This window comes from Novipirellula sp. (assembly GCF_041583735.1).
Lineage (GTDB): Bacteria > Planctomycetota > Planctomycetia > Pirellulales > Pirellulaceae > Novipirellula.
Window position 1 is genome coordinate 1 of the sequence record NZ_JBFHFD010000045.1, and the last position, 25411, is coordinate 25411.

At 54.8% G+C, this 25411-nt stretch carries 25 protein-coding genes; 7 read left to right on the plus strand and 18 right to left on the minus strand.

What is annotated here, in order from left to right; all coding sequences use genetic code 11:
• Nucleotides 1-1137 (plus strand): HD-GYP domain-containing protein (locus tag ABX962_RS05935; RefSeq protein WP_372717524.1); only part of this gene is annotated, 1137 nt, incomplete at its 5' end.
• A 36-nt stretch (nucleotides 1138-1173) separates the two neighbouring features.
• Here ABX962_RS05935 and ABX962_RS05940 read toward each other — a convergent pair.
• The 14 genes from ABX962_RS05940 to ABX962_RS06005 form a co-directional block, all read right to left on the minus strand.
• A complete protein-coding gene (locus ABX962_RS05940) occupies nucleotides 1174-2088 on the minus strand; it encodes a DUF1559 domain-containing protein (RefSeq protein WP_372717568.1) in 915 nt (304 codons plus the stop codon).
• 55 nt (nucleotides 2089-2143) lie between these two features.
• Complete coding sequence (locus ABX962_RS05945; protein ID WP_372717526.1) at nucleotides 2144-2635, minus strand: hypothetical protein; 492 nt, start codon at nucleotides 2633-2635, stop codon at nucleotides 2144-2146.
• Nucleotides 2632-3165, minus strand: a complete 534-nt coding sequence (locus tag ABX962_RS05950; RefSeq protein ID WP_372717528.1) for a type II secretion system protein J — start codon at nucleotides 3163-3165, stop codon at nucleotides 2632-2634. Before ABX962_RS05950 ends, ABX962_RS05945 begins: the two co-directional genes overlap by 4 nt.
• Complete coding sequence (locus ABX962_RS05955) at nucleotides 3162-3509, minus strand: hypothetical protein (RefSeq protein ID WP_372717530.1); 348 nt, start codon at nucleotides 3507-3509, stop codon at nucleotides 3162-3164. The genes ABX962_RS05950 and ABX962_RS05955 overlap by 4 nt, the downstream gene beginning before the upstream one ends.
• 80 nt (nucleotides 3510-3589) lie before the next feature.
• Nucleotides 3590-4708 (minus strand): type II secretion system F family protein, encoded by a 1119-nt coding sequence (locus tag ABX962_RS05960; protein WP_372717532.1) that lies wholly within the window; start codon nucleotides 4706-4708, stop codon nucleotides 3590-3592.
• Complete coding sequence (locus ABX962_RS05965; protein WP_372717534.1) at nucleotides 4708-5736, minus strand: type II secretion system F family protein; 1029 nt, start codon at nucleotides 5734-5736, stop codon at nucleotides 4708-4710. Before ABX962_RS05965 ends, ABX962_RS05960 begins: the two co-directional genes overlap by 1 nt.
• Before the next feature lie 75 nt (nucleotides 5737-5811).
• Nucleotides 5812-6777 carry a hypothetical protein gene (locus ABX962_RS05970; RefSeq protein WP_372717536.1) on the minus strand — a complete coding sequence of 322 codons (966 nt, stop codon included), beginning with the start codon at nucleotides 6775-6777 and terminating at the stop codon, nucleotides 5812-5814.
• Nucleotides 6778-6911: 134 nt separating this feature from the next.
• Entirely contained in the window at nucleotides 6912-7310 is a 399-nt protein-coding gene (locus ABX962_RS05975; protein WP_372717538.1) for a hypothetical protein, read from the minus strand.
• A complete protein-coding gene (locus ABX962_RS05980; protein ID WP_372717540.1) occupies nucleotides 7303-7869 on the minus strand; it encodes an RNA polymerase sigma factor in 567 nt (188 codons plus the stop codon). The genes ABX962_RS05975 and ABX962_RS05980 overlap by 8 nt, the downstream gene beginning before the upstream one ends.
• 288 nt (nucleotides 7870-8157) lie before the next feature.
• Nucleotides 8158-9354 carry a quinolinate synthase NadA gene (gene nadA / locus ABX962_RS05985; protein ID WP_372717542.1) on the minus strand — a complete coding sequence of 399 codons (1197 nt, stop codon included), beginning with the start codon at nucleotides 9352-9354 and terminating at the stop codon, nucleotides 8158-8160.
• A gap of 70 nt (nucleotides 9355-9424) precedes the next feature.
• Entirely contained in the window at nucleotides 9425-11713 is a 2289-nt protein-coding gene (locus ABX962_RS05990; RefSeq protein WP_372717544.1) for a multiheme c-type cytochrome, read from the minus strand.
• 95 nt (nucleotides 11714-11808) lie between these two features.
• The gene (locus ABX962_RS05995) at nucleotides 11809-12324 is read right to left on the minus strand and encodes a hypothetical protein (RefSeq protein WP_372717546.1); all 516 of its coding nucleotides are present in this window, start codon (nucleotides 12322-12324) and stop codon (nucleotides 11809-11811) included.
• Between the two features lie 82 nt (nucleotides 12325-12406).
• Nucleotides 12407-13162, minus strand: a complete 756-nt coding sequence (locus tag ABX962_RS06000; RefSeq protein ID WP_372717548.1) for a HisA/HisF-related TIM barrel protein — start codon at nucleotides 13160-13162, stop codon at nucleotides 12407-12409.
• A gap of 18 nt (nucleotides 13163-13180) precedes the next feature.
• Nucleotides 13181-13729 (minus strand): DUF2617 family protein, encoded by a 549-nt coding sequence (locus tag ABX962_RS06005; protein WP_339945604.1) that lies wholly within the window; start codon nucleotides 13727-13729, stop codon nucleotides 13181-13183.
• 373 nt (nucleotides 13730-14102) lie between these two features.
• Between ABX962_RS06005 and ABX962_RS06010 the strand changes: the two genes are divergently transcribed.
• Both ABX962_RS06010 and ABX962_RS06015 read left to right on the plus strand, forming a co-directional pair.
• Nucleotides 14103-14681, plus strand: a complete 579-nt coding sequence (locus ABX962_RS06010) for an aminodeoxychorismate/anthranilate synthase component II (protein ID WP_372717550.1) — start codon at nucleotides 14103-14105, stop codon at nucleotides 14679-14681.
• 34 nt (nucleotides 14682-14715) lie between these two features.
• Nucleotides 14716-15024, plus strand: a complete 309-nt coding sequence (locus ABX962_RS06015) for a DUF167 domain-containing protein (RefSeq protein WP_372717552.1) — start codon at nucleotides 14716-14718, stop codon at nucleotides 15022-15024.
• 240 nt (nucleotides 15025-15264) lie between these two features.
• Here the strand turns inward: ABX962_RS06015 and ABX962_RS06020 are convergent, their stop codons facing one another.
• A complete protein-coding gene (locus ABX962_RS06020) occupies nucleotides 15265-17436 on the minus strand; it encodes a Tex family protein (RefSeq protein WP_372717554.1) in 2172 nt (723 codons plus the stop codon).
• Nucleotides 17437-17632: 196 nt separating this feature from the next.
• Nucleotides 17633-18175 (minus strand): cell division protein FtsH, encoded by a 543-nt coding sequence (locus ABX962_RS06025; protein ID WP_372717556.1) that lies wholly within the window; start codon nucleotides 18173-18175, stop codon nucleotides 17633-17635.
• Between the two features lie 90 nt (nucleotides 18176-18265).
• On the opposite strand from ABX962_RS06025, the gene ABX962_RS06030 reads away from it, so the two are divergent.
• Nucleotides 18266-19360, plus strand: a complete 1095-nt coding sequence (locus tag ABX962_RS06030) for a linear amide C-N hydrolase (protein ID WP_372717558.1) — start codon at nucleotides 18266-18268, stop codon at nucleotides 19358-19360.
• Nucleotides 19361-19565: 205 nt separating this feature from the next.
• Nucleotides 19566-20093 carry a hypothetical protein gene (locus ABX962_RS06035; protein ID WP_372717560.1) on the plus strand — a complete coding sequence of 176 codons (528 nt, stop codon included), beginning with the start codon at nucleotides 19566-19568 and terminating at the stop codon, nucleotides 20091-20093.
• Between the two features lie 222 nt (nucleotides 20094-20315).
• Here the strand turns inward: ABX962_RS06035 and ABX962_RS06040 are convergent, their stop codons facing one another.
• The gene (locus ABX962_RS06040) at nucleotides 20316-21176 is read right to left on the minus strand and encodes an NADP-dependent methylenetetrahydromethanopterin/methylenetetrahydrofolate dehydrogenase (protein ID WP_372717562.1); all 861 of its coding nucleotides are present in this window, start codon (nucleotides 21174-21176) and stop codon (nucleotides 20316-20318) included.
• 342 nt (nucleotides 21177-21518) lie between these two features.
• Here ABX962_RS06040 and ABX962_RS06045 point away from each other — a divergent pair, with 342 nt between their 5' ends.
• Together ABX962_RS06045 and ABX962_RS06050 are read left to right on the plus strand one after the other, a co-directional pair.
• Nucleotides 21519-23039 carry an MBOAT family protein gene (locus tag ABX962_RS06045; protein ID WP_372717563.1) on the plus strand — a complete coding sequence of 507 codons (1521 nt, stop codon included), beginning with the start codon at nucleotides 21519-21521 and terminating at the stop codon, nucleotides 23037-23039.
• Nucleotides 23040-23049: 10 nt separating this feature from the next.
• Nucleotides 23050-24054: a hypothetical protein gene (locus ABX962_RS06050; protein WP_372717565.1), complete on the plus strand. Its 1005-nt coding sequence runs from the start codon at nucleotides 23050-23052 to the stop codon at nucleotides 24052-24054.
• Between the two features lie 128 nt (nucleotides 24055-24182).
• Here ABX962_RS06050 and ABX962_RS06055 read toward each other — a convergent pair.
• Nucleotides 24183-25411 (minus strand): Gfo/Idh/MocA family protein (locus tag ABX962_RS06055; RefSeq protein ID WP_372717566.1); only part of this gene is annotated, 1229 nt, incomplete at its 5' end.

Consider the following 25411-nt stretch of genomic DNA (forward strand, 5'->3'; position numbering starts at 1 on the left):
GTGGAAGTGTTGGATGGCAAAATCATGATTGTCGATCATGAGCCGGTGAACGTCTTGGTTGCCAAGAAACACCTGCAAGCGGCCGGATATAGCAATTTTGAAACGACCGTCGATACCGCCAACGCGTTGCAATCGATCATTGCCGCGGGACCAGACGTCTTGCTGCTCGATGTGAACATGCCCAATGCGAACGGCATTGAAATTCTGCGTGAACTGAGGAATCGTCCGGGATTCCGCCATCTTCCCGTACTGATTCTGACCGCCAACGACGATGCCTCGGTCAAGCTGTCTTGTTTGGAACTCGGCGCCACTGACTTTTTAATCAAACCCGTCGATCCGATGGAATTGGCGCCTCGTGTTCGCAATGCGTTACAGAACAAGTGCTACCAAGACCAACTGCAACATCACACCGAAGACCTCGAAGAAACGATCCAGCAGCGTACTGCGGACCTCGAGCGTTCACGTCGCGAAGTCATTTACTGTTTGGCTCGCGCTGCCGAACTTCGCGATAACGACACCGGAAATCACGTGATTCGGGTCGGTCGCTTTGCCGGATTGATCGCCAGCAAACTCGGGCTGCCCGATTGGTATGTCGAAGACATTGAGCTTGCTGCCCAGCTTCACGATGTGGGTAAAATTGCAGTGCCCGACGCAATCTTGCTGAAACCTGGCCGCTTGCTGCCGAGTGAATTTGCTGTGATTCAAACGCACGTCAAACTCGGTCACCAAATCATCAAACCGCATACGATCAACGACGGCAGTTCGCGGCGACGCTCGTCAAAAGAGGAATGTCCGGTTCAACGCGACAGTGGTTCGTTGATGCGATTGGCGGCCAGTATCACACAAACGCATCACGAAAAATTCGACGGTTCAGGCTATCCGTTAGGATTGGCTGGCGAAGACATCCCATTGGAAGGCCGCATCACCGCCGTGGCGGACGTCTACGACGCACTCGCATCCGAACGTCCTTACAAACAAGCGATGCCACGCGAGAAATGTTTCTCGATCCTCGAAGAGAGCCGAGGCAGCCACTTTGACCCCCGAGTACTGGACGCCTTTTTTGCTGCGGTACCCGAGATCTTGAAGGTCCAAGCCGAGTACCGGGACCATTACAACCACGATGCCGGGCCCGCTTAACGATCGGCAGCCGGGCCGAACGGGTGGCATTTTGAGCTACCAACTATCCTGGACCAGCAACTCGCCATCTGCACGGTCGCCCAATTGTGTAAACAATTTAGGGTCAATGTTTTGACTCAAAAATCGGGTTGAACCGTCTGCGAAACCAAAGTTTCCGCCGCCTTGATGCGCGCTCCCAAAACCGCCCACTTTGAGCGACCCCAGTTCACGATCGCTTTGAAGGCTGAGATCAAAATAGCGATTAGGACCTTCGATCTTCGAGCCCGTATTACGAAGCGTCGCTCGGGTTCCGGAACACCATCCAAGTGAATTGCGGTAAGGAATCATTTCGCCAATCATGATCGTTTGTGAGCTGCCGTCACGAATGTCGCTGTAACGCAAATGACTGTTTAGAAACAGCATCCCATTGTTGTTCGAGTCGATCGGAGCCTCGACCGAATGGTGGCAGCCCGCATAGTTCGAGATCGCCGCATATCCCGGTTCCATGCTGTCGTCTAGCGGTATCGAGAAGTCGGACTTCGCCGATGGAAACGATGGGCACAGATACGTCGCAATGTTTCTCACCCGTACCGGGCTGTTGACCGTGGCATAGACACCGGCCTCCTGGTCAAAGTGCTCGAACATGCTTTGCTGTTCGATGAACGGCAATATCTGCACCATCCAACTTATGTGCGCGCCAATTGGCTCGTTCCGCACGGGGCCTGTTTCGCTGATCACTCCGGCCGGCAACCGCTCGTGACTGAAATCGTGATGATGCACCGAGAGCCCGATCTGCATCATGTTGTTCAGACACGAAGATCGACGAGCCGCCTCGCGGGCCGCCTGCACCGCGGGCAACAACAACCCAACCAAGACTCCGATGATCGCGATCACAACCAACAATTCCACGAGGGTGAAGCCGTTGGTTGACCGGTTAGCGGCGAAGCTCCGATGCGCGCGGATGTCGGATATTGCAGCAAAGGAAGAGGTCGAGTTGAGCCGATTTATTGTTCGTGTATGCATGGTTCTACTCATCGTTGGTTAGTGCGGATTGAGGATTCGATTTTGAAACTTGGAACGTGTAACTTTTTTGTGTGCGGGTTGCGATTTCCATCGCAGGGCTGTCCACCGATCGTGCCAACGTGGCAACCACGTCGACCAAAACCAGATTTAATGAATCATCATCGCCGCTGGCCGCTGTAACGCTGATTTCAACGTTGGCTTTGGCAAAACGCGAGTTCTCAAACGCAGGGATCCAATTTTCGCCTTCGTATTGATCGTCGGCCGCGATCTGGGCGATGGCGCGATTGATCCCCGCATCCAACAACCACTCGGTTTGCATCGATTGATGTCGACGCAAGGTTTCACGCTGGCCACGCACCGCCGATGCCACGCTGGTCATCACCAGCGTTGACACCACAATCAAACAAACTAGCGTGCAAATAAGCACGATGCCGCGGCGTCGGATTCGGTACCGACCACCACCGACCGCAGGGATGTAAGTGGAAAGACGTCTCATGGCGACTCCTGGGCACGTGTCACAGCATCGTCGCGATCGCCAAGATTCACCAACGGACGGTAGCGACCGGCGGTCGCAGTGATTTGGCGATCCACACGGTCCGCGTAACCACGCTGATCGGGAACGTAGCGAATTTCGAGCGTTGCTTGCTGCTGATCTTGTTTCTTAGAAAACGTCGCGACATACGATTCGGCTAGGGTGTAGCTTTCCCGTCGCACCTCGTTGCGATCGCGGTGTTCAATGCGAATCACCTCATTTCCCTCGCTCTGATAGTCCACCGTGTGTGCGTCATTTCGCACCACGACAAACGAATCCGCTGTATTTTGGACCTCTTCGCTGTGATGGACATCCCAGCGAAATTGTTCAACGAGACGCTGCGAATCACGATCATGACTGGCACGTTCGCTTGAGACGTTGGACATCGTCATCGTTTGGTGAACCAATCCAATCGCTAGCGCCATCAGCGTACTGCCGGCGGCCATCGAAACGACCAATTCAATCAGAGTGTGTCCTTGCTGATCTCGCTTCATTGATCGTCCTCGCTTTTAATCCAACCCACCAATGTCAAAGGTTCTGGATTGCCGACGCGTTTCCAGTCGATCGATAGATGCAATTGCGATTCGTTATCGCTGCGAACAACTGCTGCTTCCATCACAGCATCAGGAAGCAACGTCCGCGCGGCGTCGGACATCGCAACCGCGCCGGCTTGTTTTTCGAGTTCCTCGGTCGGCAATGCGATCAACCGTTCCATGTGATTGGTCAATTCATCAAGTGCCATTTGGCGATGCCGTGTCTGTTGCCACAATCGTCCACAGCGAACCGTTAACGGAGCGACCATGCCGACGCCGCTGACCACCAAGGTCGCGGTGACCATCAGTTCGAACAACGTAGACCCGCAACGCTGCCGAGGTCGCCCACGCCGGTGTCGATTGACAATTTGTCTTGTAAAACTGTTCATAGTTCAAATTGAGGCTTTGAAACAAAATAGGTCAGCTGAATAAGGAACTCAAAGAACCCCACACACACTAAAACGACGATGGATGCGACCAGGATGATCAAAACAGGATGCACAAGGCTCAGCCACCGCTCACAACGACGATCAAATTGCTCGCGTTTCCACTGTCCCAAACGCCGTAGCATCCAACTGATAGCCGGCTTTGAATTGAGCCGTGCGATCGCACTCGCCTCGGCCGTGGTGATTAGCCGTGCTTCGGCCATGCTGCTCCACAAATCGGCACCTTGTTCGACTTCGTTGCGAACCAGTAACAATCGTTGGCGAATGCGAGGATCGAAGTGATAGCGGGCCAGCGTTGACACCGCACTGGGCATGGGGCGCCCGGCATCGATGCTATCTGCCAACACTCGCATTAGTTCTGCATTGCGTCCGGTCGCGTTTGCCGCCGGGAACATTCGATTGGCGAATCGGCGAAGCATGCCGGAAAGCGGACTAAAGACAATTACCACCGAGGCAATAAAAGCGAGCCCCAACCAAACCCCGGCATTAGAGACAAACACACTGAGGTTGTTCAGCAGATGAAACGTCCATGGAAGGACAAATTCACCTTCCGCATCCCCGACTTCACCGACCATTTTCAACAGCATCGGAACCAAACTGATCAGCACCAACAATAAGATCGGCGTCATCACGATCGCGATGATTGCTCCGTAAATCACAATTTGCCGCAGATGCGACTGGCGGCGGTTGAGAGATTCGTCGTGGTGTTGCGCCATCCGCGTGAGTGTTTGCGGCAACGTGCCGTTTTGGGTCGCCACACGGATCGCCAACACTGCGTCCTGGGTCAGCACGCTCGGCGTCTGTTCGAGCGCCTCGATCAGCGAACTGCCTTCGCCAAGCCGTTTTGCCAGCCGAAGCAGACGTCGCCGATAAGAACCACGATGCTCTTGAGCCAGATTTCCCACGACTCGCCACATTTCCAGACGCTGGGACATTGCCACCGCCAACATTCGAATCAGCGACTGCTGGCACATGCTGCGAGTGTCACTGGGCCACCACGGCGTTAACTTCCACCGCCGGCTCCAGGTGTACCAAGCATGCAAAATTGAGTCGATCATTAGGACAACCCCGATACGAGACTAACGAGGGGCATGAATAGCGAAAGCACGACAAACGCCACCATCGCGGCGACTAATACGGTTGCAATCGGAGACGCAATCCCGCTCATCCAATCGACCCGCGTCCGCGCCCGTTGACGATACATCGTCGATATTTCACGAAGCACGACGGTGTTGGGTTTTCCGTCCTGCGCGAACGATAGTACATCAATCACATTCGCGGGTAATTGATGTGACACCGAGGATTCGTGTAGCGGCGTCGAGCCTTGATTCGCATGATTTGCTAGATGGACGGCGAGATTCCGTAGCTGCCGGTTGCCACAGGTTTGTCCGGCGAACCACAACGACTCGGGCACCGACGCGCCCATCTCCAACATCTCCGCCAACTGGTTCACAAACTTGGCCATTGCCGCCACGCTGCCGGTGTTTCCCGCTGCGAAACGCCCAAGCAAACGCAGGCCTAAGGAAAAGCGAAGGCATAGCTCGTAAACACCAAATACGCCGGCGACGGCTGCCACAATAACCGCCAATGCGGTCAATGGATCGTTCGTAATCGATTCGCTAATCCAAATCAACAACAGCGTGGGAGCGGGAAGCTGTAATCCGAACTCGTCATACATTCTCGCAAAGGAGGGAACCACGGTGAAAGCCAACACCACCAACACGACAAACGCGAGCGACACTACAAGCGTCGGATACAACATCGCAAAGCGGAACTGGGACCGCGAATCGGCTTCGGCGTTGGCGTACGCGACGACATTCATCATGACGGCAGCACGAGACGATTTTCCGCTGGATGCGCTGGCGTGGGTCAACCACACCGCGGCCTCGGGATCACTCAACAATTCGTTTGCCGAAGCTCCTGCACGCAGCCGATCAACCAAATGGGCTAGCTCTCGGCGGCTCTTGCCACGCGGCATCTCGCCGGCGACGGCTGCCAGTACCGAAATCAATTCCTCGCGTTGCACCAACATGTGTTCTACATGCTTGCGTATCGTCGACTCGGGAGATGGGACGTAAATTGGCATTGCAAATAAAGATGGTGATGGAAGAGCGTCAATGACCGGACAGCAACACAAGACTCATGATTGGGAGTAAGCGTTTTACGCGAGCGCCAGCACGCCGAGAAAATGGACCCAAGGCAAAAACAGCGACAACGCATAGATCAGCACAATGATTCCTCCCACCACGGCGGTGGCGATCGAGGGCACAAGAAATCGCCAAACGGTCGCTAAACGCTCGGCCTTTTGCCGATACATCGCGGCAACAAATCGCAGCACCTCGCCGCGAGACGGCTCCTCCACGTCTTGACCAAGTGCCCATCGAAGCAGCGGAGCCGCATCAACGCGGTCCTCTGCCGCGGTATCCACGGTTGATTCCGCTGCGGTGTGAACATCGCAAATGACGAGGGCGTCTGAGAGCGGGATTCCCCGCTCGATCAAACCCGCAATCTGCTCGGCCAGCTGCGAATTCTTGATGGCATACCGATAACCTTTCCCGCCTGGAATCGCAGGCCAATGCAAACGATCGCGGTACGCTCGCCACCCCAACCAGCCGATTGCCCCAAGGATCAACAAAACGGTCAGCCAAACGGCCATCCAATCGCGTAACACCTCCAACAGCGTAAGCGCGGAACCTTCTTGTATTCCCATGTCATGGTAAAACGCTTCGAACTGGGGTGTGGTAAATGTAAGCGTGAATACAAACGCCAGTAGTGCCAACACAATAATGATGGATAATTGAAACATCCATTGACTGACATTTCGTTTCAACATTCGCTGCGACCGTGCTGCCGCCGTCGCTGCATCCAGCGCGGCTACGGAATCTCCGGTGCGCAGTAGCGTTAACAGCGATTGGCGATATTGCGGCGAGATCGCTGCATCCTCGGCGATCGCCGTTTGCACCGTATCACCGCGTGCGACACGCACCCCGATTCTGGCGTTTAGCTGAGAAACTGTCTCGTCAACCGATTGCGGCGTCGCTTCGGAATGAATTGCGACCGGCAGCCCCGAGTCGGCTATCGACACAAGCTGTTCATTAAATTCGACTATCTGATCAAACTCAGTCACTTGACAGTTCGTCCCGCATCGAAAGAGGAATGAGAATGGTAGCGAAGAATTAACGGTAGTGGCGCAGCGTCACCGCAGACGACAAGTGAGTGTCTTGAACCGCGGTCATTACGCAGCGTGATCGGTGCCGATGATCATCGCGGCAAGCGAAACCGGCTTGCCTGGGTTTGCCGCAATTGGCTGAAGGCTTCACACATGCCCCATTGGGTACCGATATCCGATCGTCTCGACAGCTCCGCCGCCTTGCGATGCACCTCGACAGACGACGGACCGCTGAAACGCGATTGATAATCGCCCAGCAACTCGACAACGGGTGAGGCAAGACAAAACATAAGTAGGACGCAGACGAAAAAACCGCCCATGCGTCGTTCGAACAAGGTGTCGTCACAGACGCTTCGTGCCGCCTCGAGCGTCCGAGGACGCAAGTCATCGGAAACACGGACATAACTGCCTGCCGCACGAATCCGTTGTTCGATTTCATGAAAATCTTGGTTGTCGTTACCAAGGTCCGCGTCATGATGCGACTCACTCATGAGCGACCTCCGCATCGTTGGCATGTAGTTTGTCGGCTAATTTACCGATCGCATAGCGATAGCGACTCGCCGCTGTGGACGGAGTGATTTCAAGCACCGATGCAATCTGAGCAAACGTCATCTCTTCCCAGATCTTCAGCACAACGACTTCGCTTTGTTCCGCCGGCAACGTCCGCATCGCAGCCCAAACGGCGCGATGCTGATCCTCGAGCTCGATCGAATCGACGACGCGGCGCGTCAATAAATCGGTCAAATTGCTTACCAGCGACCATCGCTGTTTCCGTCTTAGGATCACCAGCGACTCGTTGCGAACCATGCTCAACAAATAGCCCCACGGCTGTTCCGCCGCGGCAAGTTGTTCAGGTTCCACCGCAACGCGGACGAGTGTGGTTTGCACGGCATCTTCGCCGTCGTGTTGGTTTCGAGTGATGGTCGTCGCGTACCGAACCAACCGCTGGGCGGTCAAGTCGTACAGCCCCGACAATGCCGGAGCACTGCTCTCGGCAATTCGCTGGGCATGCATCCGCACGCGTTCGGAAAAGGTTTCAAAGTTAGCCATCAGACCTAAGGATGCGCGACGGCCGTCCATTTGTCTAACGTTTGAGAAAAATTCTCGATTTATCTCCCAAACTTATCCGCCACCCGGATTCGTCGAACGCGAAATCCCCGCATTCGCCGAGTTTTTTCAGGTTTTCCTCGATGCCCGACGTCAACACGAAAGTTTCAACTTCCCAGTCCTGGGACCGATACGGTCCGTTTCGGAAGCCCCCAAGGCGCGCGCAGCACCGCTACAAACGCTATCCCCGTCGCGTCAATGTCGATGTCACTGGGTAACCAGATACCCAAACTACTTAACCGCCAACATTCGCTCCAATGCGACGAGGCTCCATTTTGAAATTTCGTCGTCGACTTCGATCTTGTTGACGATCGCTCCGTCACGCAGATTCTCCAGCGTCCAACAGAGATGTGGCAAATCGATGCGGTACATCGTGGCGCACATGCAGACGACTGGGCTGAGGAAATGAATTTCCTGCTCAGGATGCTCGGCTTTCAACCGGTTGACCAAGTGAAGCTCGGTTCCGATCGCCCACTTGGTTCCCGCCGGACTGTTGCGAACCGTGTCGATGATCTTGCCCGTGCTGCCGGAAACGTCCGCGATATCGTTGACTTCGCGAGGACACTCGGGATGCACCAGGATCTTGATGCCGGGATGCTGTTTGCGGAATCCTTCAACGTGTTCGGGGCGAAACATTTGGTGAACGCTGCAGTGCCCCTTCCAGAGGATCACTTTGCTCTTTTCCAAGGCGGCCTCGGTATTGCCACCTAGTTCGAGTGCATACGGATCCCAAACTGGCATCTGATCTTCGCCGATCCCCATGCTCAGTGCCGTGTTGCGGCCAAGGTGTTGATCGGGGAAAAAGAAGACACGGTCGCCGCGCTGATACGCCCATTCCAAAACGGCTTTGGCGTTGCTGCTGGTGCAAACGATTCCGCCATGGCGACCGCAGAACGCTTTCAGACTGGCGGCACTATTGATGTACGTCACCGGGATGACGCGTTCGGTGTCGATCACCTCGGACATGTCTTCCCATGCCGCTTCGACTTGTTTGATCGCGGCCATGTCGGCCATCGAGCAACCGGCGGCCATATCGGGCAACAGCACGGTGACGCGCTGGCCATCCCGTTCGGCCAATTTGTCGGGACGATTTGCCAAGATGTCGGCGGTTTCGGCCATGAAGTGGACGCCACAAAAAACAATCGTGCGGCAGGTGCGGCTAGCCGCTGCCATTTCGCTCAATTTGTAGCTATCGCCACGAAGATCGGTGTGCGCGATCACTTCGTCTTGTTGATAGTGATGTCCCAGGATCAGCAGCGAATCGCCGAGCTCGCTTCGCACCGCTTCGATGCGGGCTTGCAATTCTTCGGGCTGAAGCGTGCGGTAAGACGCCAGCGAGTGGATCGCGTCTTTGTCGTGTTGGGTGATGGTCGCGTTCAACGGTGGTCCTTCGATAACAAAAATAGTCGCCTCAGCGGGGAAGGCCATAAAAATAGCTCCACGCCAACTCTAATTGTACCCGTAAAGCACACATTCGATCGATGGGCCCTCGGGACGACTATTTTTCGCCTGCACTTTCCTCGGCGATCTTCGCTTTCAGCAACCGTACCGCGGTGTGGTAAACCTCGACTTCGGGGGCCAATTCGGCGGCTTTTTCCAGCTGCGCCAATGCGTCGACGTATTTTCCGGCCTGATACAACGCCAATCCGTAGCGGTATTGCAGATGGGCGTTCTCGGGCACCAAACCAGCATCCCGGGCGATTAGCGGAAGTTCGGCTGCACGAAGCTGCTTGGCGAGCGCCGTCATTTCTGCGGCTTGCGGTCCGTTGGACTGGGCCAGCGAATCTAACAATTCCGCAAAATTGGACCTTGCCCCCGTCGTGTGCGGCTCAATCCGGATCGCGTCTTGGTACGATTCGATCGATTCGCCGTAACGGCCAAGCTGCTCGGCCAGCGATGCCCACGCCATGTGGGCTCCCGCTCGATCCGACGCGTTCATCAACGTCGCCTTGACATTGCGAGCCGCCAATTCGACTTGGCTTCGCTTGTTTTCGTCCAACTGGCGTACAGCCCCCGTGGCGATCATCACCCGAGTGGCTTCGTCACGCACCGGTTTCGATTCGTCCTCGAGCAACGGGAACAAATCCTTCGCAATCCGCTCGGGCGACGCCATCATGTAGACCGTCACGGCCGCAGTGCGGACCAGCGGATGTTCAGCTTCGTTCTTCAGCATTTCGCGAGCGACCGGCAGCGCCGCGGTAACGCCCGATTGCCCAAGCTCCGACAACGCAGTGGCGCGAGCGTAGGCGGGAACCTTATCGTCGGTCTGTTTCACCAATTCGATCATGGCATCGACCGCCCCAGCCTTGCCGGCTCGGAATGCCGCGATCGCTTCGCCGAAATGAGGCGGCGTTGCACGTTGTTCGCCGTACCATTTTTCGCACGCATCGTCACACCATTTGTCGACTGTCGCGATCGCCTCAGCAAGTTCGTCGTTCCCCATTTCGGCCAATCGCAACCAATCCGCGTACTCCTTCGCCTGCTCGCTTGTCGCAGGATCCAGATCCTTGCGTACGTCTTCGACGTGACAACTGCTGCACGCATTGGGCGTTCCGATCTTTACGGAAAGATCGGGACGAGGAATACGCAAACTATGGTCACGTCGTGGATCGACCTCCATGTACGTCGTATGCGGCATGTGACAATTGACGCACATCGCCCCTTCTGTCCCAGGCACATGATGATGATGCGACGGCACGTCGTATTTGCCAGCCGCGTGTTGGTGACACGAGGTGCAGGTTTCGTTGCCTTTGTGCTTGAGTTCCAACGAATGCGGGTCGTGGCAATCGCTGCAGCGGATGTTTTTGTGATACATCTTGCTTTGGATGAACGAACCGAACACGTAGACTTCGTCTTTGATTTGACCATCGGCGTGATAGGTCGCGGGGCTCATTAGCTCCAACGCGTAGTGGTCAAAGTAGGTGTCGCCACCGTGAAAGTTTCCATCTAAAACACCACGTCGACTGTGGCAGGGGGCGCATGTTTGGATTTGCGGCTCGTTGCTTTCGCCTTTCAGTTTGGTCAGCCCGTATCCGTAGCGGCGATCCCAGAAAAGCGATTTGCTGTTGGCCAGTTCCACGTGCATGCTGCCAGGACCATGACAGGCCTCGCAGCTGACGTCGATCTCCGAAAACGTCGTGTGGTAACGGTTTGCCTTGGGATCAAAGTTGGTTTTCAGATTCGTCGAATGGCAATCGGCGCACATCGTTTGCCAGCGTTGGGCGATCCCGGTCCAGTGCAGCGGATCATCGGGCTCAAGTTTATCGCTGACGTCCGGCGGACGAAGATAGAACCATCGCTTCGCTTTCGTATCCCAGCTGATCCTCAGCACCTGCAAACGCGACAATTCGTCCTCGGGCATGTCGTCGCTGCGATCGAATTCGACCATGTACTGCTGCAGCGGCGTGACCCCAAAGACGTACTTGACCTCAAAGTCTTCCATCTTGCCGCTGGGGCCTTCGGTGTAAACCATGAACCGCTCGCCATCGCGATACATGCGGTTGACCAGCCCATCGTGCTCGAATGTAACGTCATTGAAATCACCGAGCACCGTTTTTTCGGTGGCGACATCCATCGCCAAATCGTGATGCGATCCCTTGAACGCCTCGGCTTGGTCGCGATGACAATCGATACATGCACTGCGACCGACAAATTGTGGCTCGATACCCGCTGGTTTCGCCGACCAATAATCGGCAAACACGCCCCCGCCTAGCAGTAGGATCAAGCCACCGATCGCAAGCGGCACGAACGGACGCGTCGGTTTGAGCGTGGAGGATGTTTTGGACAAAGTCGACGTGGGGAACAGAGAGCGAATGAGAGAAAGGGAGGGGGCAGCATCGTCCCGCAGCGCGCGAGCCGATACATGATACGCAGAAATCGCTGCTATTGTTTTACCGCAGGGGCAGATTCGCCGAGCAAATGCCACGCTTCGTGACGCATTTTTTCCACAAGTTCAGTTCGTGCGGAATCTCGGGGCTTGATCCGGTTCAACAGACGGGCCGAACGCAGCAGCGACTCTGCCACACGAGCGCTGGCCTCTCGGGCGCTGGCCTCTCGGGCGCTGGCCTCTCGATCGTTCCCCGCCGTCGACGTGGGGGTGTCTAGTGCGGGGTCGAGCGAAGAACCGTCCAAGATACTGCCGCGCGACTTGATGATGCCAAGCACGTCGTCCAGCAGCGGATCGGACGAATTGACGCCACCGGGGGCCCCTTCCAAGGCACTGCGGATCTTTGACTCGATCGGATTCGGCGTCGAACTCGGTTCCGGCGTGGCTTCCGCGTGAGGCGGCAAATCACCTGGCAATGTTTGTGCCGGGGGGGCTTGCGCCATCGTCACCCCTAGCGTCACGATCAACAGCACAGTGGCGAAAAACGCAGGTCGCATGGATGAAGAACGCATGATCGGATCTTTCGATAAAAACTGAAGTCAGAAGCTGCGAGAGCAAATTGTCGCCGGGCTTCACCGACGTCGGACGACCCAGCTACAACTCAAGCAACGCGGTCGCGACGAGACAGCAATCGCAACCTGCGTCGAGCAATAGCTTAACGTCGGAGGCGTCTCGTATACCACCGCCCGAATAAAGTTTGACGCCTGGAGAATGCCGACGAATACGCAAGCATCTCTCGGCCATCGAAGGACCACGTGATGTCCCCACCGTCGCTGTGTCCAGCGCAACCACACGCTCGATGCCAAGCTGTGCTGCGAATTCCAGCCAATCACGTTCCAAATCCCAACCGCGTTCCGAATGATTGCCCCCTACAAAAACACCCTGGCGATAATCCATCCCCAAAACAAGCTGCGAATAATCCAACGCCCCTACGAATCGCCGCAGCGAGGCCACATTCGCGGCACATTCGCTCGCAACAATCACAAACACATTGCTCCGCCGCCGAGCCGATTCCAATAACGAGGCTACCGTATCGAGATCGGGCAACCCAATGTCGACGAGTATCTCGTCCAGATCGCTGTGGGTGCAAATCAACCGCTCTAGCAACGCAATTTGCGGCTGGCCGAGAAGGATCGAGTCTAAATCGGCGATGTAGAGTGATCGGATTCCGAGTCTTCGGTAGTGAGCGACCAAGGCCAATGGATCGCCGGCGGCTTTCCCCCCGATCGCAATCGGCTGATACGCGTGCCGGTTACCGGCGACCGCGTGCACGACCAGTCCCGCCTTCAAATCGACCACTGCGACAATTTGTTCGCGAGTGGTCGCATCCAACCATGAGCAACCAGACATCAAGAAAAGGCCGACTCGCTACTTGGAGCTATCGCCGATCGAAAAGAGCGATTCGACTTTGACGATAGCATAGTCGTCGGGGAAGGTATGAATGGCTTGAATCAGCACACTCTTGCGACGCGTTTCCACATTAACGTAGCTCAGGGCGCCAAGCGCCATCCGGCCACTGGCGTCAAAACGATGCAATAATCCCTCGGTTTGCCCGGTTCCCAATTGCTGTTGAACCATCCAGAACATATCGGGTTCGACGGGTTCCAATTGAAAATGCGTCTTGTACTGGACACCTCCACGGCACTCCGCTCGCTCGGTGCGACTTCCTTTGAGCGGGCGTGAAAGTAGACAGCGACGCTTAGGCAGCGGCTGTTGGGCACTGGTGGCGACTTCGCAAATCGTCATCCCTGCGCCTCGCCACGTGACGACGTGTCCACAATTGGTGATGTCAACCTGGACCTCATAGTCCGTACGCTCGACACGACGTCGCTGATGCAGTGCGTAAAGCTCGGGATGCAGCGAGCGACTGAAAACGTGAAACGCCAATTCGGCGACTTTGGGGCGAACCGAAAGCATGGGAATTTATCTATGAAGAAGAGCGCGAGTAAATAAATTTGTTGTCAAGACTGAATGTTCGAGGTCGTTGATACTCAATGAAAACTTTTTTCACTAAGATATCGCCAGTTTCGCTCTGCTCGGTCTTATGCCACTAACGTCTGTCGATACGTGTGAATCGCGTTTCGCCGTATTTCCACTCGCCCAGCGTTGTCGTGTCATGCCCATTATACGCTGTGGAGTGTTTCCAACCAAAGAGCGTTTACGCGGATGAGAACAAAGAATATTCTTTTTGTTTCAAGCCCCCATTTCCCATTGACATTTCGGCGATTCTGAGCTTCCCACACCCTTTGAAGTCGCCCCTTTCATTCTTGCATCAAGTGTTGTCTGTACCATGGTTATCGTCATCGACAATTACGATTCGTTCACTTACAACCTGGTCCAGCGACTCGGTGAGATCGATGCCGAAATCGATGTTCGCGTCTTTCGCAATGACGAGCTCTCGATCGCACAATTGCAAGACTTGTCGCCATCGCGTGTCCTGATTTCGCCTGGACCTTGCACACCCAACGAAGCCGGAGTCAGTGTCGAGTGTGTCAAGCAATTCGCTGGCAAAGTCCCACTACTCGGGGTATGTCTTGGCCATCAATCGATCGGGCAAGCGTATGGCGGCGAGATCGTGCGTGCTCCAGAACTGATGCACGGCAAGACCGACAAGATCTATCACGACGACGAAGGATTATTCAAAGGCATCGAGAATCCATTTGTTGCCACACGTTACCACAGCCTGGTAATCGAGCCATCAAGTTTGCCGGACGAATTGATCGCGAGTGCATGGACTGACACCGGAGGCAAGCGGCAAATCATGGGGGTGCGTCACAAAGAATACAAGCTCGAAGGATGGCAATTTCACCCTGAAAGTTTTCTAACCCAGCCGGGCATCGAACTGCTCAAGCGATTCTTGGCATGGTAACTTCAGCGGCAAATCACGTGCGGGAGGATGGTTCGTGATCGTCATCAAACAACACGACGATCGATGCACGATCGACGTGCATGTCACCCCTAAAGCAAAACAGGCTTCAGTCGGTGGATGCCACGACGCAGCTCTCCGCATCTCGGTCACCGCACCGGCCGATAAAGGGAAAGCCAATAAGGCGGTCGAAAAATCGATCGCCGCGGTTTTTGGCGTCGCTAAGTCGAATGTCGAAGTCGTTCGCGGATCGACCTCACGACGCAAAACCGTGTCCATCACCGGAGTCAGCGAAACCGAGGTTCGCAAGAAACTCGATCCACTGCTACGCGATGGATCTGCGTGAGACGGGCGGTGCGTGTGTTAGCGTACAACCACCTCTCCCAAACGAAGTTTGGGAGAGGTCGAGCAGAGCGTTGAGCGATTGCTCGGGTGAGGGCCGTCCGAGCAAGCTAGTGGCATACTGCAAGCTCCGTTGCGCGGTCGGCCCTCACCCGAACGAGGCCGAAAGGGCCCACTGTTACCTCAGCTGAAGTGACTTCACAAACCCTTCGTCGCTGCAAAGGCGACTCCGCAACACAACCGATCAAAACTTGCGGGTCACCGAGATCCGCTTGCGTGGCAGATCGATCTCCAACACTTTCACTTTGGTGACATCGCCTACCGCTACGACTTCGTTTGGATCTTGCACAAACGTGTTGGCGAGCTGGGAAATGTGGATCAGACCGTCTTGGTGGACGCCGATGTCGATAAACGCGCCGAAGTGCGTGACATTGGTGATCACACCTTCGAGGATCATCCCGGGCTTCAGATCCTCCATACAGTTGACGCTGTCATCAAATTTGACCGCGCGGAATTCGCTGCGTGGGTCGCGCCCCGGTTTCGCCAATTCGGAAATAATATCCGCCACCGTTGGCAACCCAAATTGCTCGTCCACAAACTCGGTTGGCTTTAATTTCTGGCTCAACGTTGCATTACCGACAAGCGATCGCGAATCGGTCCCCAATTTCTTGGCCATCTGGCTGACCAACACGTAGCTTTCTGGATGCACGGCTGAATTATCCAGCGGTTCATCGCCGCCGCGAATCCGTAGAAAGCCCGCCGCTTGCTCAAACGCTTTCTTCCCCAACTTCGGCACCTTGCTCAACTGCTTGCGATTTCCAAAGCGACCGTTCGCGTTGCGATACTCGACAATGTTTTCGGCTAACTTGGGGCCAATCCCGGCAACATACGAAAGCAGCGGAACGCTCGCCATGTTCAAGTCCACGCCGACGCTGTTTACACACGACTCGACCGTACGATCAAGACACTTGCGAAGCTGGGTTTGATTTACATCATGTTGATATTGCCCGACACCAATCGATTTCGGATCCGACTTGACCAGCTCCGCCAGCGGATCTTGCAAACGACGCGCAATGCTGATCGCACCTCGCACTGTAATGTCCAAATCAGGGAATTCCTTTGACGCCAATTCACTTGCCGAATAGATCGATGCCCCCGCTTCGCTGACCATCACTTTAGTGACGTCAAGCTTGTGTTGGCGAATCAGATCACCGACGAAGCTGTCCGTTTCCCGCGACGCCGTCCCATTGCCGATGGCAATCAATTCGACATTGTACTTTTGGATCAACGCCAACAACGCCTTACCGGCAGCGGCGGTATCATTTTTCGGCGGTGTGGGATAAATGGTGGTATTGGTCAGGAATTTGCCAGTTCCATCGACCACCGCGACTTTGCAACCGGTACGAAAACCAGGGTCGATGCCAATCGTCACGCGCGGCCCGGCAGGGGCGCTCATCAGCAACTCACGCAGATTCTTTCCGAACACCGCGATCGCTTCCTCGTCCGCCTTTTCCTTTAGTGTTTGCATCACGGTCGATTCGGTGGCCGGCATCAACAGCCTCTGGTAACAATCGTCCACCGTTTCAAGCAATTCGTTGCGAAACTCGAAATCACGATTGGGAACAAGCTTGGGCTTCAGTTCGGCGAGCACTTGCGAGTCTTCGAGCTGGATGCCGACTTTCAGCACCCCTTCGGATTCACCTCGCATCATCGCCAACAAACGGTGCCCGGGGATCTTTGCAGCCGATTCGTTGTGGTCGGTGTAAAGCTCGAACTTTTCGGCTTGATCCTTCTTCCCGCGTTTGATCGACGACGTGATGCGTCCTTGTGAAAAAGCCTGTTTTGTCATCCAAGTCCGTGTGTCGGCGTCCTCGGACCATTGCTCGGCGACAATATCCAGCGCACCTTTCAGCGCCGTGTCCGTATCGGGGACCTCTTTGGCTGCGTTGACGAACGCCTTCAATACATCGTCTTTCGATTTGCCAAGCTTGCTTTGGCTGAGCAGCAGTTCGGCCAATGGCCCCAATCCTCGCTCTCGCGCGATCGTCGCTCGGGTACGCCGTTTCGGTTTGTAAGGCAAATAGATCGCTTCGAGCGTTTGCATGTCGCTGCAGTCTTCGATCTGCTTGCGAAGTGCAGCAGTCAGCAACCCTTGCTCGTCGATCGTTTTCAGCACGGTGGCTTTTCGTGCCGAAAGTGCCATCGCTTTTTCCAAAGCATCCTCGATCGCGCGAAGCGCGATTTCATCGAGCCCGCCGGTGGCTTCCTTTCGATAACGGGCAATAAACGGAATCGTATTGCCAGCATCGAGCAGTTCGGCGGCCGATTGAACCTGTTTTAGTGGCAATGACAACTCTTTTGCGATCGTTTTGGTCGCAGCATCGATATCAAACACGTTTTCCGTTTTCGTAGCCATCGGGTTTCTCAATGAAATGTTTTGTCGATTTTGTCAGCAGGGCGGCGGATTCTAGCTAGCCACCACTTCAATGTCATTAGCATCTTTGAAAGCAACTTTGCCGACTGAATCGCCAGAGATCGCTTGCATTACCAGGTATCAAACGGCTTACAAACAGACGAAGGTCTTGACGACTTCCGCTACCTTGTACGTCTTTCTATTTGTCATGCGACTTGATGGCCATATTAAAGAAATGCCGAACGGCGCGGCCGCTGATCGTCGTTTTCAAGAGCAGTTCTTCGGCAATCAGCGTGATCGCTTTGGCGTGCCCCTCGTCACGGAGGATGTGCGCCGTTTTGTCGACCAAACGGCGTTCGATCCGTTCCATTTGCTGCTGCGTGCCTGGACGCGTATGCAGCAACCGCCGGGCGGTACGCAGATCTTGCGCCGCGCCCGATTCGCAATATTCGCCGGTGATGATCGCTTCGGCGACCATTCCCGCAAACAGGATCAACACCTCGTCCTCGAGCCAATCTCGGCTCGACTTGGTACGCCCTTTCTGGATTTTACAGGCCCCCAACCGCACCCCCTCGACTTGCAGTCGCCGCGGCGAAATCGTCACTTTGTCAATCGGCCGCCCCAGCGACAACGCCATCACGGCATGTCCCGCTTCGTGATAGGCCGTCGCAACCAGTGCCGGGCTCGGGCGTTCGGCGGGCTCTTGATCCGATTTTTCAGTCGGCTGTGGTTCATGTTTCATTCCTTCAGTGTATCGGACATAATGTCTTACACAAACGGCGTCACGACTGCTGCCTCCTTTCTCTCTCCTACCGCAAACGAGGTTCCCGCGATGAAATCACGGAACATTCGAATTTCGATCTTGTTCGCCGCCTTCGTCTGCATGCCATGGCTTCATGGAGGAAACGTCGCGGATGCGTGTACGGTGATGCGATTTTCCTTTGATGGCCGCGTGGTCGTCGCACGCAATCATGATTGGGGTTTCGGCGAAGGTTTAGTGGTGGTGAATCCACGCGGAATTCAAAAGCAGGCGATTTCTCCGGTCCAGCCTGCCAAATGGGTCTCCACCTACGGCAGTGTGTCTTTCGTGCAATTTGGACGCGAGATACCGTTTGCAGGAATGAACGAACATGGATTGACCGTCGATCTGCTGCAATTGAATCAAGCAGAGTTTCCGGTCATCCAACCCGGTAAACATTCAGTGAATGTGGTGCAGTGGGTGCAATATCAACTCGATACCGCCGCGACGGTAGCCGACGTGATCGCCAGTCTCGAGAAGATTTACCCGACACCGATGGTCCCCAGCATCGAGCGGGTTCACTACTTTGTCACGGATGCATCGGGCGATGTTGCGACGATCGAATTTTTAGACGGTAAGCCCAACGTGCACCGCAGCAACGAGATCCAAGATTGCGCGTTGGCCAATTCAACCTGTATCGATTCACGAGACGCGTTCCGCCAGCAACGTTGGCGAAACAATAGCGAGCGTCGCTATTACCAAGCCGTATGCCAAGTCCAGTTGGCGCAAGAGAAGGTCACACCGGCGGACGCCATCGAATATGCTCGCCAATCCTTATCGAAGGTCGATCAGCCTGGTTTGACGCAGTGGAGCATTGTGTATGAGCCCGCCGAAAAGCGAATCTCCTTCTCGACCCGTGTGGCGAAAAAGATTCGCTCGCTCGATCTCGACGATCTCGACTTTGATCCCGCCAGCGATGCAATGACGGTCGATGTCAACAAAGATGTCGCGGGTGATCTGATCCCGCATTTGAAAAAATATACAGCGAGTGATAATGAGCAAATCGTCAATTTTGCTTTCGACCGAACGATGCCAAAAAGTTTTTTGCGAACCGCCGTCAAGCAACTCGTCCTCAACTACCCCGCCACATTGAGCGTGGTAGGCGAATCCGCCGCTATTAGTGAGTAAGTCAGCAGAATCAAGGAAATTCGGGGCCAGTAACTAGACTGCCTTTTGTTTTCTTGCTTGAATTTCCTCAGTTTTGCGCCCCCTCTAGGCGAGGTTTATGCCTTCGGCATTGTTCATGCTTTCGGTATTAAGGCACAACATTGCGGAGCTGCTATGTTGTCTTACACATCGAAAGTCTTACGTCCGCTGCGATAGAGGAAGGTCAATGCTGGAAAGCTTAACTTGCAATTCGTGTGGCGCACCGATGCAGGTGCCACAGTCGGCCCGTTTCGTTAAGTGCAATCATTGCGGTGCTCAGTTGGCGGTGCATCGCGACCGGGACGTGACGTTTACCGAAGCGGTAGACAAGCTAACCGAGACGACGCAATCGTTAAGCGAACAAGTCAGCCAGTTGACGGCAAATCAGAAAATCGCTGATCTTGATCGTCAATGGGAGCTGCAACGAAACGACTTTATGATCACGGGAAAAAATGGTCGCACCCATCTGCCGACGGAAGGAACCGCGATGGTAGGCGGCATTGTCGCGGTGGTATTCGGCGGCTTTTGGACGGTAATGGCATTTGCGATCACTTCGCGATCACCGTTTGGCATGGCCAAAATCTTTCCGCTGTTTGGCTTGGTGTTCATCGCCGTTGGTATTTTTGGCGCGATTCACGCCAGCAACAAAGCGAGTGAGTACAAGCGAGCCAAACGCCGTTACGAGTCCGAACGTGCGAGATTGAAACGAAAGTAAGCCGAAGGACGTTGCTCGGACCCCATCGCGAGTAGCAGAACTCGCCAAAAATTTCGTACTTGGCCGTGAGCTGTCGAAACTCTTGAAGGGCTGTTGATTTAATCGAAATGCGAATCGCATTGGTGAGCCGTGGACCTTAAGGCACCGGGTAGTGTGTAGAACCCGGCCGCTCACGCGCGAGCGGCTCACTAAATCAACAGCCCGTTGACGCGTTCCGCTACTCTACATGGTTTTGGCAATTGCGTAGATCTCGCGGTAATCGAGCACTCGGTCGTTGGTTTCAAACAGCGACGCGATCGCAGCGCGATGTGTTTTCATCTTCAATCCGCCGACACCAATCGCGCCGTAGACTTTCAATTCGCCGATCGATTTGCTTTTGTCCGTCACGTCGATGCCTGCGATACCTGCGGGCGGCACGGCATTTAAATCGATCGCCACCCGCAACGACGAGCTGCTCTTTAAGCTCGCTTCGTCGACAAGCTGGACGCCAGCGGCCCCACAGGCGACCAAGATTTTCGCGTTGGCGAGTAGTGCCTTGACATCGTCGGGACCACTTGCGGCGGCTCCGCTGACCGAACCGCCTTCGGTTTGCTTTGCGATCGTGTTGGCGACTTCGTTTGCTCGATCCAGAGATCGGCTCGTGACCACCACGTTAGCTCCATCGGCGGCCAGCAGCCGAGCGACGCGTTCGCCGACCGGTCCGGTGGCTCCCATCACGACCGCAGTCGCCCCTGCCAAATCGACTTCGCGTCCGGCGTAGACCACGGCCGCTGCGGCCGTGGTGTTGCATCCGTTAGCATCGAGCATGACCGAGTTGCGAACGGGACCGAAAAAACATTCCGTCACTTTCTTGAGCAGCATTTCCGCGTTTCGAACATTCGATCCGCCAATAAAGATCGCCGTGTTCTTCAGATCATCGCCGCCGCGAGTAAACATCGCTCCGTGAACCAAAGCCGTCACGTTTTCAGGCGTTACCCCGGCATGGCTCAGCAATGCATCCATCCCGGAATCATACGCAACCACACTATCAAACGTGCTGGCGTGAGAATCCGTGTCGAGTTGGATCAAAATCTTTCGGGACATGATGGAATTTTGGGGGTGAGCTGTGTGAGTCGTTTTGATGTGCGAGTTCGCAATTAGAATCGCTCGTCACGGTACGGGGCAACCAGTCCGATTTTCCAGGCCCAAAATGGCAATCGCAAAATCGCAGAGCGTTTTGGAGAGGGCGAAATACGTGGCGAGTTTCGCAACGGGCAAATTCGTTTTTTTTCAATTCGCTAATGCTGCCTGCAGCCCCACGCTCGAGCTAGAAATGGCGGTTCAGTATTGACGTGCCTCGTGATGCTCCCGTATGGATTAGCCACAGTCCATCCCCCCCAAACTTCGCCTCCGACCTTCGTCGCTCACTCGTAGCGTTTCCGTCCGATGACTTTCACCAGTTTAACGTTTCTGATTTTCTTGCCGCTCGTGTTCATGCTGCACTGGGCACGGCAAAATCGTTACTGGCAGAATTCGCTATTGGTGCTTGCCAGCTATCTCTTCTATGGCTGGTGGGACTATCGCTTCTGCGGCTTGATGATGCTGTCGAGTCTGGTTGACTATGGACTGGGAATCTTCGTCGCCCACGCAAAAACCCAATCACAACGCAAACTCGCGTTGACAACCAGTGTCGTTTGCAACCTGGGACTGCTGGGGTTCTTCAAGTATTTCAATTTTTTCTCCGAGAGTTTGGTCATCGCGCTTGGAGAGGTCGGATGGTCGGTTCATCCGCTGATGTCAGAAATTTTATTGCCGGTGGGGATCAGCTTTTACACGTTTCAAACGTTGAGCTACACGATCGACATCTATCGAGGCAAATTGCATCCGACGACCAATCTGATTGACTATCTCGCGTTCGTATCGTTCTTTCCGCAATTGGTTGCGGGCCCCATCGAACGGGCAACCAACCTGATGCCACAATTTTCGCGGGCACGAATATTTTCGAATGACCAAGCCGTAGCAGGTTGCCGCACGATTCTATGGGGTTTTGCAAAAAAACTGATCATTGCTGATCATTTAGCTGTGTGCGTTGACTCGATCTACGCTCACCCCAGCAGTGCCTCGGGGCTAACCCTATTGATCGGCACTGTCTTTTTTGCATGGCAAATCTATTGCGATTTTTCTGCCTACAGCGACATCGCGATTGGGACGGCAAAATTGTTTGGCATCGATTTGATGCAGAATTTCAGTTACCCCTATCTGTCGCAGAGTGTGACTGAGTTTTGGCGCCGCTGGCACATTTCACTGTCGACTTGGTTTCGCGATTATGTCTTTATCCCGCTCGGCGGCAGCCAGGGGACGAAGTTTAACACATTCCGCAACTTGATGATCACTTTTGTACTATCGGGTTTGTGGCACGGGGCCGCTTGGCGTTTCATTATCTGGGGTGCCATCAACGGCGCGGCTCTCGTCGTCGAAAAAGTGATGAGCTCGTATCTTGAAAACGGCCGAAGTCGCCAGATTTCCGTCTTCGGCCACCGCTTAAACCGAATCGCTGACCACGCCAACTGCGACCAAACCACGTTTGCGGTTCAAGCAGCGCTACAAACGACATTCAGAATGACTTACACGTTTTCCGTAATCTGTCTTGGCTGGGTATTCTTTCGAGCGGCATCCACTGCCGAAGCGTTCACAATCTTGTCAAAAATTGCAACAATTCCATTGCACGATCTCAATGCCTCGGCATGGAAAGCGACATTGGCCACTCATCCATTGATCGAAAAAATGCTGATTGTTTTGATCGGCTACTCCATTCTGGAATGGACGATGCACCTCAAACTCGTCCCATTACGTTTTCTGCAATGGCCCAAGCCAGCTCGGTGGGCCGTGTTCACGTTGGCCATCTGGGGCACGCTCCAATTCACGCTGACCACTGAAACGAGTCCGTTTATCTATTTCCAATTCTAGGGCACTTACGATGCGCACGTTTATTCGAAACGCAAGTCTGTTTTGTGCCATCCAACTCGTGATCGGCAGCTTGCTGATTCTGAACGCGACTCGACAGCCGCAGTACGGATTCATGGCGGCATTCGAAGACAAGATTCGCCTGTTACGCGAACATGGCGAACCGACCCTGATTGTTCTTGGCGGTTCGAATGTAGCATTTGGAATTGACAGCCCCACCCTGCAACAGCATTGCGACATGCCCGTCATTAACGGTGGACTCCATGCCGCCCTTGGTTTGCAGTTCTACCTGGACGTGGCTACCGATTGCGCCAAAAAGGGAGATGTGGTCGTCCTGATGCCAGAGTGGATGCTGCTAACCGGAGGAACTCAGCCGAACCCTGATTTGCGGCTATCGATGGTGCAAGAGTCCCCCGCATCTTGGCGATACTTTTGCCATCTGGATTGGAGCGAACTCAAAACATTCGTTGACGACCAAGCGTTCTGCGTCCTTACTGGCCTTGTACAGTCGGGGAGCAGGATGCCAACAGAGTCTCGGATTCAACGCAAACTCGAAGAGGCTCAGCTCCCCGATGCGTACTCTCGATTAAAGTTCAATGTGAACGGAGACTTTGTCGGTCATCACGACCTGGGAACGACGAAAGACATTGAAAAGATGAAAGGGGATGTTAAATTCAAACCGGCCAAGACGCTGGAGGCGGCGGATCGAATCAATGCTTGCGCTCAAACGCTCAGAGAACGCGGTGTTGAAGTCTACTTGGCGTACTGCCCGGTCCCTGAACCCCATTTTGAGAAGCACCAATCGTCCTACGAGTCCCTTCACGAATTACTGACCCAAAATCTTGACGTCCCGGTTCTGCATCGTCCCGACCAAGTCAAATACCCGATATCCTATTTTTACGACTCCGTCTGCCACCTTAACCTCACTGGCAAAATGACGCGGACTGAATTGGTTGCTCAATCACTGCATGGTAAATTCCGTGTTGCCAGCAAACCCGCAGAGAAGCCCCTTCGATAGTCCAGGCTATTCAACGAAGCGGAGGGCTGATAACAGGCTGGAAGCCAATCCTACGTTAAAACGAAAAAACCGCACAGGCTTTTGACGGCCTGTACGGTTTCGAGGTTCACTCAAATCAACGCAGTGATTTAGCGGTTTGCGGTCGCAGCGACCTTGGGAATTTCCCAGCCCTTGCGATATTCGCGTTGCACGAATTGATTGACTTCGGGCACGTTGGTGCTTCGCATCGTCTTGGCGTCCCACTCGATTCGCTTGCCTTCACCTGCTCGCAGCGCGAGGTTGCCGACCAAGATGGTTTCGGTCAAGCGGCCTGCGTAATCGAAGTTTGCCATCGTGCCAGGCTCGTAGTCGCCCTTGACCGATTGCACAAACTCCCACTTTTGACGCTCATCGCCACCGCCCTTGTAGGGAATACGTGGCAACGATTGTGCTGGTGGTTTGAAGTCAACGAACTCACCACGTGGCAACAAGATGTACTGGGCACCGTAATCGTCCGGTGAAAACAGAACGCCCTTGGTGCCGACAAGCACGGCACCACTGGTTTTGCCACCACCGGATCGTTGGTTAGCGATCTTTTTCTGGAACGACTCAGGCAATTGACTGATGATGTCGTCCGATGGCAATTCACCACCGTCGTACCAATGGAATTTGCAAGCCGCCAAGCCATCACGTTCAGGGAACTCAAACATCAACGACGAGCTAGCGGGGAATGTTTCGCCTTCGTAGATACCGGGGTTCTTGACCGCGGTCACGGCAACGGGATCCCACAAATTCAAAGCCATCACCGACAAGTTGGTGGTGTGACAAGCCATGTCGCCGAGTGCTCCGGTGCCGAAGTCGACCCAACCACGCCAATTGAACGAGTGGTATTCGCCTTTCTTGAACGGACGCATCGGTGCGGGGCCGATCCAAGCTTCCCAGTTCAAATCCTCTGGGATCGGATCTTCGCCGGCCGGACGTCCCTTGCCTTGTGGCCATACGGGACGGTTGGACCAGATGTGAATTTCCTTGACGTCACCGATCACGCCACTGCGGATGACTTCGACGGCTTCTCGCATCCCGTCGGCCGAGGTGCCTTGGTTGCCCATTTGGGTAACCACGCCCATTTCCGCAGCGGTCTCGCGCATCAAGCGAGCTTCGCTGATCGACCAAGTCAGCGGTTTTTGGCAATAGACGTGCTTGCCCATCCGCATCGCACGAACCGCAGCGGCGGCGTGGGTATGGTCCGGGGTGCTGACGGTGACGATGTCAACTTTGTCGCCAAGCTTGTCGAGCATTTCGCGAAAGTCGGTGAACTGTTCCGCGTCTTTGAATTCGCGTCCCTTCTTGGTCAGCGTGCCGCCATCGACATCGCACA

Bases quoted from the DNA above. Each gene is read 5' to 3' on its own strand.
- ABX962_RS05945 (WP_372717526.1), bottom strand. From the start codon at position 2,635: ATGAGACGTCTTTCCACTTACATCCCTGCGGTCGGTGGTGGTCGGTAC.
- ABX962_RS05950 (WP_372717528.1), bottom strand. From the start codon at position 3,165: ATGAAGCGAGATCAGCAAGGACACACTCTGATTGAATTGGTCGTTTCG.
- ABX962_RS05955 (WP_372717530.1), bottom strand. From the start codon at position 3,509: ATGGTCACCGCGACCTTGGTGGTCAGCGGCGTCGGCATGGTCGCTCCG.
- ABX962_RS05960 (WP_372717532.1), bottom strand. From the start codon at position 4,708: ATGATCGACTCAATTTTGCATGCTTGGTACACCTGGAGCCGGCGGTGG.
- ABX962_RS05965 (WP_372717534.1), bottom strand. From the start codon at position 5,736: ATGCCAATTTACGTCCCATCTCCCGAGTCGACGATACGCAAGCATGTA.
- ABX962_RS05975 (WP_372717538.1), bottom strand. From the start codon at position 7,310: ATGAGTGAGTCGCATCATGACGCGGACCTTGGTAACGACAACCAAGAT.
- ABX962_RS05980 (WP_372717540.1), bottom strand. From the start codon at position 7,869: ATGGCTAACTTTGAAACCTTTTCCGAACGCGTGCGGATGCATGCCCAG.
- nadA (WP_372717542.1), bottom strand. From the start codon at position 9,354: ATGGCCTTCCCCGCTGAGGCGACTATTTTTGTTATCGAAGGACCACCG.
- ABX962_RS05995 (WP_372717546.1), bottom strand. From the start codon at position 12,324: ATGCGTTCTTCATCCATGCGACCTGCGTTTTTCGCCACTGTGCTGTTG.
- ABX962_RS06000 (WP_372717548.1), bottom strand. From the start codon at position 13,162: ATGTCTGGTTGCTCATGGTTGGATGCGACCACTCGCGAACAAATTGTC.
- ABX962_RS06005 (WP_339945604.1), bottom strand. From the start codon at position 13,729: ATGCTTTCGGTTCGCCCCAAAGTCGCCGAATTGGCGTTTCACGTTTTC.
- ABX962_RS06010 (WP_372717550.1), top strand. From the start codon at position 14,103: ATGGTTATCGTCATCGACAATTACGATTCGTTCACTTACAACCTGGTC.
- ABX962_RS06020 (WP_372717554.1), bottom strand. From the start codon at position 17,436: ATGGCTACGAAAACGGAAAACGTGTTTGATATCGATGCTGCGACCAAA.
- ABX962_RS06025 (WP_372717556.1), bottom strand. From the start codon at position 18,175: ATGAAACATGAACCACAGCCGACTGAAAAATCGGATCAAGAGCCCGCC.
- ABX962_RS06030 (WP_372717558.1), top strand. From the start codon at position 18,266: ATGAAATCACGGAACATTCGAATTTCGATCTTGTTCGCCGCCTTCGTC.
- ABX962_RS06035 (WP_372717560.1), top strand. From the start codon at position 19,566: ATGCTGGAAAGCTTAACTTGCAATTCGTGTGGCGCACCGATGCAGGTG.
- ABX962_RS06040 (WP_372717562.1), bottom strand. From the start codon at position 21,176: ATGTCCCGAAAGATTTTGATCCAACTCGACACGGATTCTCACGCCAGC.
- ABX962_RS06045 (WP_372717563.1), top strand. From the start codon at position 21,519: ATGACTTTCACCAGTTTAACGTTTCTGATTTTCTTGCCGCTCGTGTTC.
- ABX962_RS06050 (WP_372717565.1), top strand. From the start codon at position 23,050: ATGCGCACGTTTATTCGAAACGCAAGTCTGTTTTGTGCCATCCAACTC.